We start from the raw sequence: 14679 nt of genomic DNA on the forward strand, positions 1-14679 counted from the left end.
GAGATAAGAAATAGGAAAATAAATATAAAGATTTTTATATTTAGGTTTATGGTAAGCCAGCAGGTTGCAATAGAGCTAATACTTGATGCTGTGGTCTTCTTTTTTATAGGTGCATGGTTTTCAAGGTTTTATTTAAGGCATCCATTTAGAAGAAAGCCGGTAACAGGCAAGGATGCAATGATAGGAAAAACCGGCATCGTTGTTAATATAACAAAAAATAATTTCTACGAGGTTTCGGTTGATTCAGAGATATGGCGTGCCCTTCCACTTGAAAAGAATGATAAATTTCAGAAGGGTGATGAGGTTATTATAAAGGATATAAGAAGCCTTGTGCTTTACATTCAAAAAATAAAATAAGTTTAAAATTGTTTTTGCAATACCATTGTTATGCACGCCATAAACATAGGTATAATTGGTGGAAGCCATACAGATGATTATTACTGCAGCATAGCATATAAGGTTGGTGAGCTCCTTGCAAAGAAAAACATCGTTGTTATATGCGGTGGCAAGGAGGGAATAATGGAATGCGTTTCAAAGGGCGTTTCAGATAACAATGGAATAGTAATAGGCATACTGCCTGGCAATGACAAAACAGAGGGAAATAGATATCTAACGATTGCAATGCCAACAGGCATAGGCTACATGAGGAATTTTTTAATAGTAAGGGCGAGCGATGCACTGATAGCAATAGAGGGTTTCTCCGGAACAACCTCCGAGGCGGCATTTGCAATAAGTGAGGGGAAAACAGTTGTTTCAATCGGAGATCTTGATATAAAAAGAAAGGAGACAGATGGAAAGCTTATAAGGGCATCAGATCCTGAGGAGGCAGTTGAAATAGCCATTTTAGAGGCAACGAAACATGCCCATAACAAAATAGATAAATCTTTATAATATATACATTCAATGAAAGATGTTTATATTGTATCAGCAAAGAGAACCCCCATAGGCAAATTTGGCAAGGGCTTCTCGAAAATAAAGGCAACGGAGCTTGGCGGAAAGGCCATAAGGGCTGCCATAGATGATGCAAAGCTCGACCCTGCACTTGTACAGGAGGTAATAATGGGCAATGTCATAGAGGGGGGCGTTGGCCAGAATCCTGCAGGTCAGGCAGCATACCATGCGGGCCTGCCTTTTGGAGTTACAAAATACACTGTAAACGTTGTTTGTGCATCCGGCATGCTGGCCGTGGAATCCGCGGCAAGGGAGATCATGCTTGGTGAGAGGGATTTAATAGTCGCAGGCGGTATGGAGAATATGAGCATGTCTCCACTGCTTTTGAGCAGCGAGTTCCGCTGGGGGCCAAAGCAGCTTTTATACAAGAACATGAAGATAGAGGACTCAATGCTTGTCGACGGATTAATTGATGCAATGTACTATGAGCACATGGGCGTTTCTGCTGAGAGAAGCGCCAGGAAGTACAATTTAACAAGGGAGGATGCGGATTCATATTCAGTTCAGAGCCAGGAGCGTGCGATCAGGGCAACAGAGAGCGGAGAATTCAGGAATGAAATTGTTCCAGTTAATGATATAGATAGGGACGAGGGCTTAAGAAAAACAACCATGAAGGATCTTGAGAAGTTAAACCCTGCATTCGACCGTGATGGTATATTAACAGCAGGCAATTCATCGCAGCTATCAGACGGTGCATCTGCACTGGTAATTGCCTCTGAAAAGGCCATAAATGAGTATGATTTAAAGCCCATTGCAAGAATAACCGGTTATGAATCTGCATCACTGGATCCAAGGGACTTTGTTGAGGCGCCGATACCTGCAACAAAGAAGCTCCTGGAAAAACAGAACAAAAGCATAGACTACTATGATCTTGTGGAACACAACGAGGCGTTTTCTGTTGCATCAATAATAGTAAGGGACCAGCTAAAAATAGACAACGAAAGGTTCAACGTTAACGGTGGTGCAATAGCCATTGGTCATCCACTTGGGAACAGCGGTTCAAGGATCATTGTAACATTAATAAATGCATTAAAAACAAGGCATATGAAGACAGGACTTGCAACAATATGCCATGGTGGCGGTGGTGGCCATACAATAACACTGGAGATGGTTGAATGAGGGTAACCGTCATTGGTGCAGGAACCATGGGCTCTGGCATAGCAGAGGTCTTTGCGCTGAATAATCACGAGGTTCTGCTTAGCGATGTTAGCAATGATATATTAAACAACGGAAGAAAAAAGATAGAGGCATCACTGGAAAAATTTAAGGAAAAGGGCAGAATAAAAAGCGTCGAGGATGTCCTTGAAAAGATATCAATGAATACAGATATAAATGCACAGGAATCTGATCTTTACATAGAGGCCGTTCTTGAAAGAATAGATGTAAAAAGGGATGTTTTATCAAGGATCAGGAGCGATGCAATCATAGCAACGAACACGTCATCGATCTCGATAACATATCTTTCAAAATTTGTAAGGAACCCTGAGAAGTTTATAGGCATGCACTTCTTTAATCCACCGCCGATAATGAGTTTAATAGAGATAGTACGTGGAAACAGCACATCAGACGAAACAACAAAAAAAATAGTTGAAATATCAAGATCTCTTGGTAAAACCCCTGTTGAGGTCAATGATTTTCCTGGCTTTGTTTCAAACCGTGTTTTAATGGCAATGTTAAGGGAGGCAATAATAGCATACGAGGAAAACGTGGCAAGCGCAGAGGGCATCGATACAGTGATGAAACTTGGCATGAATCATCCAATGGGACCGCTGGAATTGTCAGATTTCATAGGTCTTGATGTTGTCTATGATATAATGAATGTTCTTTACAATGACACGGGCTCCGAGAGGTTTAAGCCCCCGATTACATTAAGAAACCTTGTATATGCAGGAAAGCTTGGAAGGAAGACCGGCGAGGGCTTTTATAAATATAAATAACTATTTTGAATTTAATATTTCAATCAGCCTTAACGCATTTTTTGGCGCCAGCCCATTGTAATCATTGTTGAAATAAATATATGATTCATCAAAATTGTTTTCAAGAATTAATTCTGCAAAATAATCTAAACGATCGCTGTAATCCGTCATGTATCCATTTTCATCGCCATGGAATCTTAAATATAAAATTTTATCATCATATAAATTAAATGGCATCTTTTTTGAACTAACAGAAACAACATGTATTCCGGAATTAATTATATCATTAATTGATTTAAGATCCCATGACCTGCTCCTGAATTCTATGAAGCTGCCCCCTGGTATGTTTTCAATGATGTTTTTTATGTTTTCATCGCTTCTCTTAAATGACGGCGGCATCTGGTAAAGAACGCATTTCAGTTTTTCCTTTAATATCGATACATTTTTTATAAAGCTATTTATTAATTCAGCTGAGTCATTCAATTTATTTATATGCGTCACAAGCTTATTCATCTTAACTGAATAAACAAAATTCTCCGGCGAGTTCCTGTAATAATTCTTAAAGGTTCTCTCATCAGGCATCCTGTAGAATGTGGAGTTTATCTCAACGGTATTGAATTTTGATGTATAGTATTTAAACCATTGACTTTTTTTAAGATCCCCTGGATAAAATTTTTTATACCAGTGTAAATAGAACCATCCGGAGCAGCCTATGTAAATCATAAAAATCATTAAAATTATTCCCTTGGTTCAAGCTTTTCCCTTAGTATTGATGTTATATAGCGCTCGGCGACCCTGAACTCCAGCTTTGGCGGCATTGGTGTTTCGTTCGTCTCTGTTATTACATCAAGAACCGCAGGGCCATCGTAATTAAAGAACTCATCAAGCTTTTCATTTAATTCATTGTAGTTCTCTATTCTTATGCCCTTTATGCCAACGGACTCTGCAAGCCTTGCAAAATCCGGGTTATAGAGATCGACGCCGTACTCAGGGTATCCCATGATCTCCTCCTCAAGCTTTATCATTCCAAGTATATGGTTATCGTATATTATTAGCTTCACAGGTATGTTGTACTTTTTAATTGTAATTAATTCCATTGATGTCATTGCAAAGCTTCCATCGCCTATGATGCCGTAGACCTTTCTCCCGGAGGCAAGTGATATGCCTATGGTTCCTGGTATGCCCGCACCCATGGTTCCAAGCCATGATGAAAAGAAGAATTTATTGTTCTTTTTTGCATTTATGTACCTGTTTACCCATAATGTAACATTGCCGGTATCGCCAACGATTATTGCATCGTCCTCGATGCGTTTTGATATTTCATAGCTTAATGCCTCGGCGCTTATTATATTATCTCTTTTAAATGCCCTGCTTTCTATATCCTTCTTCCATTTTGAGATCTCGGAATCCATCTCATCGTAGAATTTATCGCTTTTTTCAGAAACATTCAAATTATCAAGAAAATATGATACATCGCACAGGCATGATACATCGGCCTTCATAATCTTATTAAGATCCTCTATGTTGTTGTTCACCTGAATGTTTTTCACATTATTTATAAATGCACTGTATGGAAATACTGTTCCAAGAAAGATGATTAGATCTGTTTTGGACATTGCCTTAATAGATGGCCTGGTTCCCAGAAGGCCTATGCCGCCAAGGACTTTTTTGTCCCCATCGCTGATTATGCCCTTTCCGTTCAATGCATAGATAATTGGTGCCCCTATCCTTTCCGCAAGTTTGTTTATCTTTTCCCCGGCATCCCTGGCACCAGAACCTATAAATATTAATGGCCTTTTGCTTTTATTTATTAATTCCTCTGCACCTTTAAGATCTGGTTTGTAATCAGGCCTTTCTATATTATATGATAAATCAATCTCCCTTGAATTCATTCTTAGAACATCGACAGGCATATCAACATGGGCCACTCCCTTTTTTATTAATGCCTCCCTGCATGCCCTCCATATTATATAATTCGCATTATCTGGATTTGTTATCCTGGCATTGAAAACTGAAACATCATCGAAGAGCTTTACAAGATCAACCTCCTGGAAGTAATCATGATATAAAAGATCCGTTTCTATCTGACCGGTAAGCGCTATCACCGGAACATGCTGCATCTTTGCATCGTATAAACCGTTTAAAAGATGAATTGACCCGGGGCCTGATGTGCCCATGCACGCTGATAAATTACCCGAATACTTTGACTCAAATGATGCGCTCAATGCACCGCCCTCCTCGTGCCTTACCTGAATATATTTTATATCCCTGTTCCTTCTTATTGCATCTATTATTGGATTAAGTGAATCCCCAGGAATTGCATATATACGTTTTACACCAAAGTTTACAAGCGTTTTTACAATTACATCTGCCACGGTTGCCATATTTTTACATTATATTATCTTTGAAATACTTTTTTTATAAAATAAAATTATATTTTTAAATTGATCTTTTATAAATAAGATCCTGAAATTCATTTGGTTTAACCCGGCGGTAAATAAATATACAAATATGTCTTTTATTATCAATGAATGTTAAAAGGATACTGCCGGAGCTATGCGTAAAATGCAGGGGTTCAAGGATGCTCTGCGGGCTTTCATACTGTCCCTTGCTTATATCAATGAGGATAAAAAATATTTATTCAAATTCAAATAATTCAATTAACGGTGATTCCCCGCCATCGGTCTTCATAGGAAGGCATGGATATCCTAAGGTAAATGTTTATCCATCGGCACCGCCGGTATCAGGTGATACATCAATCTACGAGGATGAAAACGCCTGGATAAACATGGATATAAATGATTTTATTGAAAAGAGGCTTTCAATATACCGCGGGTCATTAATTTATAATATAGATACACCTGCAGATCCTGATTATAAATTCCAGGAAATACAGATGCTTTCAATGTCTTCCAAACCTGTTAATATAAACATGAGTGTTTTAAAACCATTTAAAAGGGATGTAATCCTTGATGAAAACATATCACCAATGGGACCATCATCACCATTAAAAGATATATACATAGGGAATTCAAGCATTGATAATAGTATAGAGCGTGCCTACTATGACACGGATTTTAAGGCAGATGATGCAATGATATATTTATATAAAAACGGCAAAACGGTAAATGAAATCTCAAAAATTCTGAGCACCGGCTCAATTGGCACAGGGCGGATGAGAAGGATGGTGCCAACAAGATGGGCAATAACCGCGGCTGATAAAAACATCTCTGATTACTTCGTTGATACAATTAAAAATTACAATTCAATAGATAAAATAGAATTATATTTAAGGAAAACAAATGGAAATCTTTTTATCGGCATATTGATGCCTGGAAGCTGGTCCTTTGAATGGGGTGAATCCTGGTTTCCGGACACAACATGGAATAGATTCGGCGGTTCCGTTGCCATGGAACTTGATTATGAAAATTACAATGGCAGAAAAACGTATCCGGATATAGGTGGATGTTATTACTCATCAAGGCTTGCGGTTTCAGAGTATTTAAATAAAAGAAGGAGGCAGGCTGTATCAATACTCTGGCGTGAGATCTATCCAGGTTTTAATCTGCCAGTCGGTGTATGGTACGTTCGCGACCATGTAAGGGAGCTCTTCAAATCAAGGCCTGTGATCTTTGATGATATAAATGATCTAATGAAATATTTATCAGGAATTACAAGGATTGATGTTAATCTATGGAAGGTTAAATCAAAATTAATTGGTTTAAAAAGGCTGGATTCATTTTTTGGAGGTCTGTATGAAGATCATTGAAATCAATGCCAGGTCTGCAATAGGAAAATCCAAAATGAAGGAACTTGATTATACTTTTAATCCATACATAGGATGCTCACATGGATGCCTTTACTGCTATGCAATGGATTTTTCACCTAATGAGGCAAATTCAGACTGGGGCAATGTTGTTTTTGTAAGAAAAAACATTATTGAACTATTAAAAAATGAGGTAAAAAGATTAAAAATCGGCAGGGTGGGCGTATCATCAATAACAGATCCATACATGCCGGTTGAGGCAAAATACATGATAACAAGATCTGCAATAGAGATCCTTGCAAGGAACAATTTTTATGTAACAATTCAGACAAAGTCAAAATTAATAACAAGGGACATCGATTTATTCTCAAGGTATAAAAATCATATAGATGCCGGATTAACAATAACAACATTAAAAAATGATGTTTCAAGAATGATCGAGCCAGGGGCGCCAAGGCCTGATGCAAGGGTCTCAGCCCTTGTAGACCTTTCAAAAAGGATTAAGACATGGATATACATAGGCCCGATAATAGAAAATATAAACGATGATCTAAATGATATAGAAAACATAATAAGAATTGCATCTGAAACCGGATCAAGGGTGATATACGATCACTTTGAGGAATATAATTACAATGTTAATTACATGCTTAACATAAAATATAAAAGGTTCAATATTGAATGGTGGCGGGAAATATCAAGGGCAATAGAAAAACTGGCATATAAATATAATATAAATGCAAACAGCGAGGAGGATGAATGGCTTTACGAGTCCATGAACCAGAGGCGCCTCTTTTAGGATGTTATTGATATGTATGTTTCCTCAAGGTCATCATAATCCTGTGCACTGTTAACCTTTACGCCGTTCTTTATTAAATCGTATATTATATTGTAATTATCAGCATCCTCCCTTGGTGTTATTATTATCCTGTTTTTGTCTATAACAAAATCCCTTATAAAGTCGCTCTTTATATTACTTATTGAACCATCAAATGTTACAAGGATCTTTCTTTTATTATCGCTGTTAATTGAATCGTATTTTATCTCTCCATGATCTATTATAAGAGTCCTGTTTGAAACCTCCTTTGCCTCGTAGATTAAATGCGTGCTTAATATAACCAGCTTTTCCCTTGAAAGATTTTTTATTAGATCCCTTATATAGGCCATGCCCTTTGGATCCAGGCCAAATGTGGGCTCATCAAGGATTATAATCTCCGGATCACCTATCATTGCCACGGCAAGTGCAAGCCTTTGCTTCATGCCCCTTGAATAGGTTCCTGTTTTTCTGTAAAGGTAATCATTCATATCTGTTAAATCTACAAGCCTTTTTATCTCATCATCAATATTATTTTTTAAGCCCTTGACCTTTGCCGCGAATTTTAATATCTCATAGCCGTTTAAATAGTAATAAAATTCGGGCTGCTCTATTAACGCACCGAGATACTTTAACGCCCTTTCAGGATAATCAGAGACGTTTATATTATTTATCAGAACGCTTCCATCTGTTGGCTTTATAATGTTTGATATTAATTTTAACATTGTCGTTTTGCCTGCACCGTTTGGACCAAGTATTGCTATGCACCCCGGCCCGCTGGCATGCATGTTTATTTTATTTAATGCAAGAATTCTGCCATACCTCTTTGTTAAATTCCTTATCGAGATCTCCATTATGATACCTCCTTTCTTTCAAAGATTATTATACCGGCAACAAAGGAGATTATCATGTATATTATCATAATAAGCACAGAAGTATATATCTCGGTATTTGTTGCCGGTGCCAGGCTTGGTGATGTTACAAAGCTTGATGTGTTTATATTAAGATAGACCTTTTCAACGATGTCGGCGGCCTCGTTTAGAAGATATATCGGTGTTATTTTATACAAAAGATTTATTATAAGAGAGCCAGCCTCGAAGACTATATAATATATTATAAAGACTGTTATGTATGCATATGTATTTTTATTAAATATGGAGCTTATCATAAATGTTATCGATAGTATTGTAAAAATGAAGATTGCAAGAAGGCCTATTGAATAGTAAAAGCTTAAAGGTATCGATCCAAAGAGATAATGCAGTATTATTACCTCAAATGATGAGTATATAAGAACTATTATAAATGTCACGGTGAATGCTGATAGATATTTTCCTATGTATAATTTATACCTGTTTATCGGCAGCGGGAATATATAATATGCAGTTTTGTTCTCTATCTCACTTGATATCGCCGGGGATCCAAAGAAAACCGATGAGAACACTGGAATATTTATTAAAACAAAGGACCATATAAAATAGAATAGGATCTTCTTTAAATGAAATGAAACGTTCCTGCCAAGAAATGCCGGAAGGTCATTAACATATTTTAATGAAAAGTAGGTCATTAAAATGCTTATAACAAGTATAAGCGTTAGCATAAGGTAAAAGCTCTTGGATCTATAATAGTTCTTAACATACTGCATGTAAACGTTGTATAGATTGCCCATCATTTCACCTTTTTGTATATGCCATTAATTCCTTCCTTTATATATATTTCTGTGTAATTCTTTTTTTCATATATATTTATATACCTATCAATGGAGCCATTTCCAGTTATTCCAAAAATATGGCTTAATGTTGAATTTATTGTTGGATTCATTGTTGAATTGTATATATAAATATATGTGCTGTTTTCATACATCATGGCCTTTATATATGTACTGTTGAATTTTGCCATTAACGTTGCATTTCCATTTTTTATACTGTTCGTGTTAAATGTTTTTCCAGAGTTAACGGCATTTATTGATGCCTTGACGCCATTTAAATTGCCCAAAACGACATAGTTGTTATTCTCTATAAAGGCATATAAATTAAAATTACTGATTTTTAGCAGGCTTAAATTAAATGGTATTATTCCAGAGATGTTTAGATCCTTTATTTCATATATTGTTTTTCCCCTGTATGATATCTCTGAAACAGATACATTCGAGGATTTTAATCTTGTATCGTTGCTTATTTTAACATCCTTTGATATAATGCTATTTATTCCGGTTACAATGCCGATACTGTTATTTGATGCAAAGAAGTAAAATGTTGTTCCATTGTAATTTACATAACCGTATATGTTTTGATCCTTTGGTATGAAATCAGAATAATTGTATACAGCCCCGGTGGAGCTTGATATGTTCCTTGAAATGAAGTATGCGGACGGTATTATTATAATAATCGCAATAATAATTATAATGATCTTTGTGATAATCGGCCTCATGATTTATCTATTTAAATCTTGTAAATAACCTTTTACTTCAATGACTTTATAAAGAAATATGTATTAAAAATTCCAGATCTTATTTCAGATTTTAATGATTTTATATTTATACATTTATATTCATTGTAAGTATCTATTTTTAATGCATTTTCCATGACCTCGTGGTATATACTGTAGTGACCTCTCTGAAGATGAACAAAGGCGGTGCATACCATTATTATAAACCTGAGTGTTGATTTCTCAAGGCCATTTGAATGCCTCCAGAGCTGCTCAAGGGCCTCGTGTGCCTCCCAGAAACGCTCCTGAACCATTAATGAAATTCCATCATTGAATGTGTAACTTTTTTCATTTAATTCTATATAAAAAAGATAATCATCAATTATATTAAAATCAATGTTTTCAAATGATGATATCTCTGTATGGTCAAAGGCGCATCTAAGATCATGTATGCATTTATATTTCGATGTTATATCCCTGAAGATTTTATCACGCTCTGATAGGTTTATCTTCCTACCAAAAAAATAGATGTACCTCATATTATTCCATTATATTTTAAAATAAATCATTTTTGTGAATATAGAAATATATATTATAGATGGTAAAAATTTAATTACATGTTACAGTTACTGAATTGATGGACGATAATAATAAAGATTTCTATAAGAAAAAAAGTAGGGGAAGGATCTTTGCTGTTATAGCCGCAATAATAATAATCGTTGCCGCAGTTGGTGGTGTTCTCTATTATTTGAGCACAGTGCACCACGTCAGGACGCAGACAATTACAGTTCTTGTTGGCAGCGGAAGTGATACAGAGGAATATTTAAGTGCAGTTGCAAAGAACTTTGAGAAGGCAAATCCGAATATTAAGATAGACATAACAACTGTTGGTTACAGTGATATAGTTGACACACCGCTGACAGCACTGAGGGACAAGGCATCATCTCCGTCGATTATAATGTACTATCCATCAGGAGCGCCAACGCTTGGTCCTTATTTATATAACCTCTCAGGAAGGATAAATACCGGTCTATTCCCGGCGGCCGAGATGTTCTCAGGTGGTTATCTGCTTAATTTAAACGGAAGTGTGGAGAAGACCATAGGTGTTCCTATACATAACGTCCTCGGCTACGTTCTTGTATACCAAAAAGATGTCTTTGATAATAAAACGTTGAGCAGTGAGTTTGAAAAGGAATACAATTTCAGCTTTAACCCGGATACATGGACAAACTGGACACAGGTTCTTGATGCGGCCACATTTTTAAAGAACTCAAACGATTCATCACTACCAAAGTACCAGCTACTATTCCCGGATTCACCAAACCATTCGATTATAGATGCCTTCATGGGGCTTTTATACTCGTATGGCCAGGGAAAAAGTGAAACAATGATACCCAAAAACTCAGGTTCAGCATACTGGACATACATAGGTGATTTCAACGGAACATGGGAACCAACCTTTAACAATGCAGCCGGTGTTCAGGCACTAAAAATGTATAAAAAGTTAATAAACTTTGAACCGTCTTTATCCGTTGAGCCAATAGGCTATGATGAGCAGCTTAAGCTCTTTGAGACCGGCGATTATGCAATGGGCCTTGCATGGACAAGCTTCCTGCCAGCATACTCAAAATCGACTGTTGGAAAGGATCTCGGTGTTGCAATACTGCCACAGGGTGCTACAGGTTACCAGCCGACGTTTCTTGGTGTAAATCCATATTCAAACACATCTCTTGATATGAAATTCATAGACTTTGCAATATCAAACAGTGAGTTCTCAATGGGTGTTAAGGATTTCCAGTTTTTGCCATCAACATACTCTGGCATGGAGGCTGCAGAATCACAGCCAGGATTCTCATGGCTTGCACCAATGCTAAATTACTCTGAAAAGATCGTTCCGCCTGTTAAGAACGTTGCAGTTTACATACATCTTGAGCCCCTCTTTACTGAGCTGACACCGGATCTAAATGGGCAGATATATAATTACTTTGAGGGAAAGGAAACGGCCACTGCCGCACTTTCAACTGCATATTCCGAGTGGATGTCCGAGATAAAGAGTGAAAATTTATAAACCATTTATAAATAGAGAATCCGGAATGAAATCTGGTATTAAAACCTCATTAAGAATGCGGGCCCTTTTATTGGTAATACCCGCCCTTATCTATTTTTTGATTTTTGCAATATATCCAATGATAGAAAATGTTATTTTAACATTTGAAACCCAGAATTCAAGCGGTGCTTACATATTTGCGGGTCTTAAAAACTATTATCTTTTGTTTAACACACCGCACCTCGGCCGGATATTTTACAACAGCCTTCTTTACACATTTGTTGTCCCTGTTGTTGATGTTGCATTGTCAATACCACTGGCAAATTTTTTGAAAAATTTGAAAAAAAGTTATCTGTTCCCGTTGATACTTTTACCATCATTTGTACCATTGGTCACTGGTGCAACAATGTGGATTTTAATGCTAAATCCATTTTATGGAATATCATATTTTATATTAAGGAAAGACCTGTTTACAAGCGTATGGAGCATAATAATAATTGATATATGGTCAAGCATACCCCTTGCAACAGTAATGATATACTCCGGATTAAATGGAATACCAAAGAGCATCGATGAGGCCGCATACATGGACGGAATAACAGGACTGAAAAAGCTTGTTAACATAGATTTACCTTATATAAAATACCAGATCCTTGCAGCCTTTGTTTTAATGCTTATCTATGGTTCATTTACCTTTGACCCAATATACGCATCTTTAAGTTTATCGCCACCATTTGCCACAACGGATCTATCATTCTTTTCATATCAATTATTTTTCACGGGAAACATAGGTTTTTCTGCTGTTTTAATGACATTAATGTCCTTATTTTCCACGGCCGTTGCAATTATATTTGTAAAATTAACTTTAAGCAGCTCCAGGTCTAGTGGAAGAATAAGGTTTAAGAGGCTTCCAAATAGAATGATGCCTTTAAAGCTCCAGTGGTTCCTTACAATACTTTATATAATATTCTTCCTGATACCATTCTTATGGCTAATACTTGAATCATTAAAGACAAATGCAGAGATCTTTGATATACCGCCGTTGATAATACCAAAAATAGTAACGGCCCAGCATTACATATCATCAATATTTAAGGGTGCGCCGTATTATATAACAAGCCTTGTTGTTTCAATTCTTGGATCGTTGCTTGCATTAATAATAGGCATTCCCGCGGCCTATTCTGTTGCAAGGCATAAAATAGGAGGTTTAAAGTTCATAGGCCTTGTTTTATTTATATATTCAATACCTCTTGTTATATTAATGATACCGGACTATTCAATATTAAATGACTTACATACAATAAATTCATGGCTTGGCCTTATAATTGTTTACCCGGTTATGGTCATGCCCATTGTTATATGGATGTTATATAACTTTTACATTGGATTCCCAAAGTATTATGATGAGGCATCATACATGGATGGCATGGGCTTTTTCAAATCATTTTTTAAAACAATAATACCATTAAGCTATGATGGAATCTTCGTTGCGTTTTTATATGCCTTTATATTTGCCTGGGGTGCTTTAATATTCCCGCTGGCATTTACATATTCTCCATATAACATGAGTATTTTATCTCCATCCGGAGCACAGACATTAACAATATTTATAGGAAGCTCCATAGGCCATGAGGCCATAGATTACGGCCTTTTATCAGCGGCCAGCGTTGTCAGTATAATACCTGCGGTAATAATTTCAATTCTTGTTAGGTCAAAGCTTGATAAGGTCTGGAGGGGGAGTGGCATAAAATGATACTTGAAATGTATAATATAGAAAAACGGTTTGGTAATTTTACAGCACTAAAATTTGATGAATTATTATTTGATAATAATAGATACTATGTAATTCTCGGACCATCTGGTTCCGGAAAGACCACACTTTTAAGGATCATAGGCGGTCTTGAGTACGCCGATTCTGGAAAAATAATTATGGAATCGAGGGAAATAACAAACATGCCGCCATGGAAGAGGGATATCGGACTTGTATTTCAAAACTATGCCCTTTATCCACATTTAAAGGTTTACGAGAACATAGCATCGCCATTGATATCAAAGAATGTTCCTGCAGAGGAGGTAAATCATGAGGTAAAGAATATACTTGATATCATGGAGTTAACAGACCAGGCAAGGAAGTTCCCATCGCAGCTCAGCGGCGGCCAGCAGCAGAGGGTTGCACTGGCAAGGGCCCTGGTAAAACGTCCAAAGGTTCTGCTTTTGGATGAGCCGCTATCCAATCTTGATAGCAGGGTGAGGGCAGATCTCAGGGATTATTTAAAAAAGACCCAGAGGGAGTTTCAGTTCACTGCAATACATGTTACACACGATCCTGAGGAGGCCATGGCCCTTGGTGATAAGCTTGTTGTATTTCATCATGGTAAGATAATACAGAACGATACGCCATATAACGTTTATAATAATCCAAATGATATATTCTGCGCAAGAATGCTTGGCAACATCAATTTAATACCAAGGAATAGCATAGATCTTGATTTAAATGATGATTTCGATTACTATGGAATAAGGCCAGAGGACATATTTATTGATCCCAATGGAAATATAAATGGAACAATAAAATATAAGGATTTTCTGGGGCACGGATATATGTACGCCATAGATGTCAACGGCTTTACATTAAAGGTTCTGGCAGGCAAGGATGTTCATCTATCATCAAAGCAGGAGGTAAGGCTGAGGTTTGATATGTCAAGATTAAATATATACAAAAATGGCAAAAAGGTCTCTCCTGCAATAAAAGCGGTTTAAT

The 14679-nt window shown here is 36.8% G+C and carries 15 protein-coding genes; 9 read left to right on the top strand and 6 right to left on the bottom strand.

All coding sequences use genetic code 11. From position 1 onward, the window contains the following. Window positions 1-48: 48 nt before the first annotated feature. Genes B8780_RS03730 through B8780_RS03745 form a run of 4 tightly spaced genes read left to right on the top strand, consistent with a single transcriptional unit; the run spans window position 49 to window position 2888 of the window. Window positions 49-357, top strand: coding sequence for an NfeD family protein (locus B8780_RS03730; RefSeq protein ID WP_011178308.1), 309 nt, complete (start codon window positions 49-51; stop codon window positions 355-357). A 30-nt stretch (window positions 358-387) separates the two neighbouring features. Beyond that, entirely contained in the window at window positions 388-891 is a 504-nt protein-coding gene (locus B8780_RS03735) for a TIGR00725 family protein (protein ID WP_084272714.1), read from the top strand. Between the two features lie 12 nt (window positions 892-903). Next, window positions 904-2070 (top strand): acetyl-CoA C-acetyltransferase, encoded by a 1167-nt coding sequence (locus tag B8780_RS03740; RefSeq protein ID WP_084272715.1) that lies wholly within the window; start codon window positions 904-906, stop codon window positions 2068-2070. Then, entirely contained in the window at window positions 2067-2888 is an 822-nt protein-coding gene (locus B8780_RS03745) for a 3-hydroxyacyl-CoA dehydrogenase family protein (RefSeq protein WP_084272716.1), read from the top strand. The genes B8780_RS03740 and B8780_RS03745 overlap by 4 nt, the downstream gene beginning before the upstream one ends. Here the strand turns inward: B8780_RS03745 and B8780_RS03750 are convergent, their stop codons facing one another. Beyond that, window positions 2889-3590: a DUF72 domain-containing protein gene (locus B8780_RS03750; RefSeq protein WP_236719372.1), complete on the bottom strand. Its 702-nt coding sequence runs from the start codon at window positions 3588-3590 to the stop codon at window positions 2889-2891. It lies immediately after the preceding gene. Between the two features lie 14 nt (window positions 3591-3604). After that, window positions 3605-5251, bottom strand: a complete 1647-nt coding sequence (locus tag B8780_RS03755; RefSeq protein ID WP_084272718.1) for a thiamine pyrophosphate-dependent enzyme — start codon at window positions 5249-5251, stop codon at window positions 3605-3607. A 143-nt stretch (window positions 5252-5394) separates the two neighbouring features. Here B8780_RS03755 and B8780_RS03760 point away from each other — a divergent pair, with 143 nt between their 5' ends. Next, a complete protein-coding gene (locus B8780_RS03760; protein WP_084272719.1) occupies window positions 5395-6636 on the top strand; it encodes an Nre family DNA repair protein in 1242 nt (413 codons plus the stop codon). Further along, window positions 6623-7432, top strand: a complete 810-nt coding sequence (locus B8780_RS03765; RefSeq protein ID WP_084272720.1) for an SPL family radical SAM protein — start codon at window positions 6623-6625, stop codon at window positions 7430-7432. Before B8780_RS03760 ends, B8780_RS03765 begins: the two co-directional genes overlap by 14 nt. On the opposite strand, the gene B8780_RS03770 is transcribed toward B8780_RS03765, so the two are convergent. From B8780_RS03770 to B8780_RS03785, 4 genes are read right to left on the bottom strand one after another with little or no spacing between them, the layout of a single operon-like run. Beyond that, a complete protein-coding gene (locus tag B8780_RS03770; protein WP_084272721.1) occupies window positions 7429-8301 on the bottom strand; it encodes an ABC transporter ATP-binding protein in 873 nt (290 codons plus the stop codon). The genes B8780_RS03765 and B8780_RS03770 overlap by 4 nt on opposite strands. Next, window positions 8301-9113 carry an ABC transporter permease gene (locus tag B8780_RS03775; protein ID WP_011178299.1) on the bottom strand — a complete coding sequence of 271 codons (813 nt, stop codon included), beginning with the start codon at window positions 9111-9113 and terminating at the stop codon, window positions 8301-8303. The genes B8780_RS03770 and B8780_RS03775 overlap by 1 nt, the downstream gene beginning before the upstream one ends. After that, on the bottom strand, window positions 9113-9874 hold the full coding sequence (locus B8780_RS03780; RefSeq protein WP_084272722.1) for a hypothetical protein: 762 nt from the start codon (window positions 9872-9874) through the stop codon (window positions 9113-9115). Before B8780_RS03780 ends, B8780_RS03775 begins: the two co-directional genes overlap by 1 nt. 32 nt (window positions 9875-9906) lie before the next feature. After that, window positions 9907-10410 carry a DUF309 domain-containing protein gene (locus B8780_RS03785; RefSeq protein ID WP_011178297.1) on the bottom strand — a complete coding sequence of 168 codons (504 nt, stop codon included), beginning with the start codon at window positions 10408-10410 and terminating at the stop codon, window positions 9907-9909. 98 nt (window positions 10411-10508) lie between these two features. On the opposite strand from B8780_RS03785, the gene B8780_RS03790 reads away from it, so the two are divergent. The 3 genes from B8780_RS03790 (at window position 10509) to B8780_RS03800 (ending at window position 14678) form a co-directional block, all read left to right on the top strand. Beyond that, the gene (locus B8780_RS03790) at window positions 10509-11939 is read left to right on the top strand and encodes an extracellular solute-binding protein (protein ID WP_011178296.1); all 1431 of its coding nucleotides are present in this window, start codon (window positions 10509-10511) and stop codon (window positions 11937-11939) included. A 118-nt stretch (window positions 11940-12057) separates the two neighbouring features. Next, complete coding sequence (locus B8780_RS03795) at window positions 12058-13671, top strand: ABC transporter permease (RefSeq protein WP_161939671.1); 1614 nt, start codon at window positions 12058-12060, stop codon at window positions 13669-13671. After that, window positions 13668-14678 carry an ABC transporter ATP-binding protein gene (locus B8780_RS03800; protein ID WP_011178294.1) on the top strand — a complete coding sequence of 337 codons (1011 nt, stop codon included), beginning with the start codon at window positions 13668-13670 and terminating at the stop codon, window positions 14676-14678. The genes B8780_RS03795 and B8780_RS03800 overlap by 4 nt, the downstream gene beginning before the upstream one ends. Window position 14679: the final 1 nt, after the last annotated feature.

Source organism: Picrophilus oshimae DSM 9789, from assembly GCF_900176435.1.
Lineage (GTDB): Archaea > Thermoplasmatota > Thermoplasmata > Thermoplasmatales > Thermoplasmataceae > Picrophilus > Picrophilus oshimae.

What these genes read in the sequence shown, in the direction of transcription:
- B8780_RS03790 (WP_011178296.1), top strand. Translation starts at nt 10,509, where the DNA reads ATGGACGATAATAATAAAGATTTCTATAAGAAAAAAAGTAGGGGAAGG.
- B8780_RS03745 (WP_084272716.1), top strand. Translation starts at nt 2,067, where the DNA reads ATGAGGGTAACCGTCATTGGTGCAGGAACCATGGGCTCTGGCATAGCA.
- B8780_RS03755 (WP_084272718.1), bottom strand. Translation starts at nt 5,251, where the DNA reads ATGGCAACCGTGGCAGATGTAATTGTAAAAACGCTTGTAAACTTTGGT.
- B8780_RS03760 (WP_084272719.1), top strand. Translation starts at nt 5,395, where the DNA reads ATGAATGTTAAAAGGATACTGCCGGAGCTATGCGTAAAATGCAGGGGT.
- B8780_RS03750 (WP_236719372.1), bottom strand. Translation starts at nt 3,590, where the DNA reads ATGATTTACATAGGCTGCTCCGGATGGTTCTATTTACACTGGTATAAA.
- B8780_RS03735 (WP_084272714.1), top strand. Translation starts at nt 388, where the DNA reads ATGCACGCCATAAACATAGGTATAATTGGTGGAAGCCATACAGATGAT.
- B8780_RS03765 (WP_084272720.1), top strand. Translation starts at nt 6,623, where the DNA reads ATGAAGATCATTGAAATCAATGCCAGGTCTGCAATAGGAAAATCCAAA.
- B8780_RS03795 (WP_161939671.1), top strand. Translation starts at nt 12,058, where the DNA reads ATGATAGAAAATGTTATTTTAACATTTGAAACCCAGAATTCAAGCGGT.
- B8780_RS03780 (WP_084272722.1), bottom strand. Translation starts at nt 9,874, where the DNA reads ATGAGGCCGATTATCACAAAGATCATTATAATTATTATTGCGATTATT.
- B8780_RS03800 (WP_011178294.1), top strand. Translation starts at nt 13,668, where the DNA reads ATGATACTTGAAATGTATAATATAGAAAAACGGTTTGGTAATTTTACA.
- B8780_RS03730 (WP_011178308.1), top strand. Translation starts at nt 49, where the DNA reads ATGGTAAGCCAGCAGGTTGCAATAGAGCTAATACTTGATGCTGTGGTC.
- B8780_RS03785 (WP_011178297.1), bottom strand. Translation starts at nt 10,410, where the DNA reads ATGAGGTACATCTATTTTTTTGGTAGGAAGATAAACCTATCAGAGCGT.
- B8780_RS03770 (WP_084272721.1), bottom strand. Translation starts at nt 8,301, where the DNA reads ATGGAGATCTCGATAAGGAATTTAACAAAGAGGTATGGCAGAATTCTT.
- B8780_RS03740 (WP_084272715.1), top strand. Translation starts at nt 904, where the DNA reads ATGAAAGATGTTTATATTGTATCAGCAAAGAGAACCCCCATAGGCAAA.
- B8780_RS03775 (WP_011178299.1), bottom strand. Translation starts at nt 9,113, where the DNA reads ATGGGCAATCTATACAACGTTTACATGCAGTATGTTAAGAACTATTAT.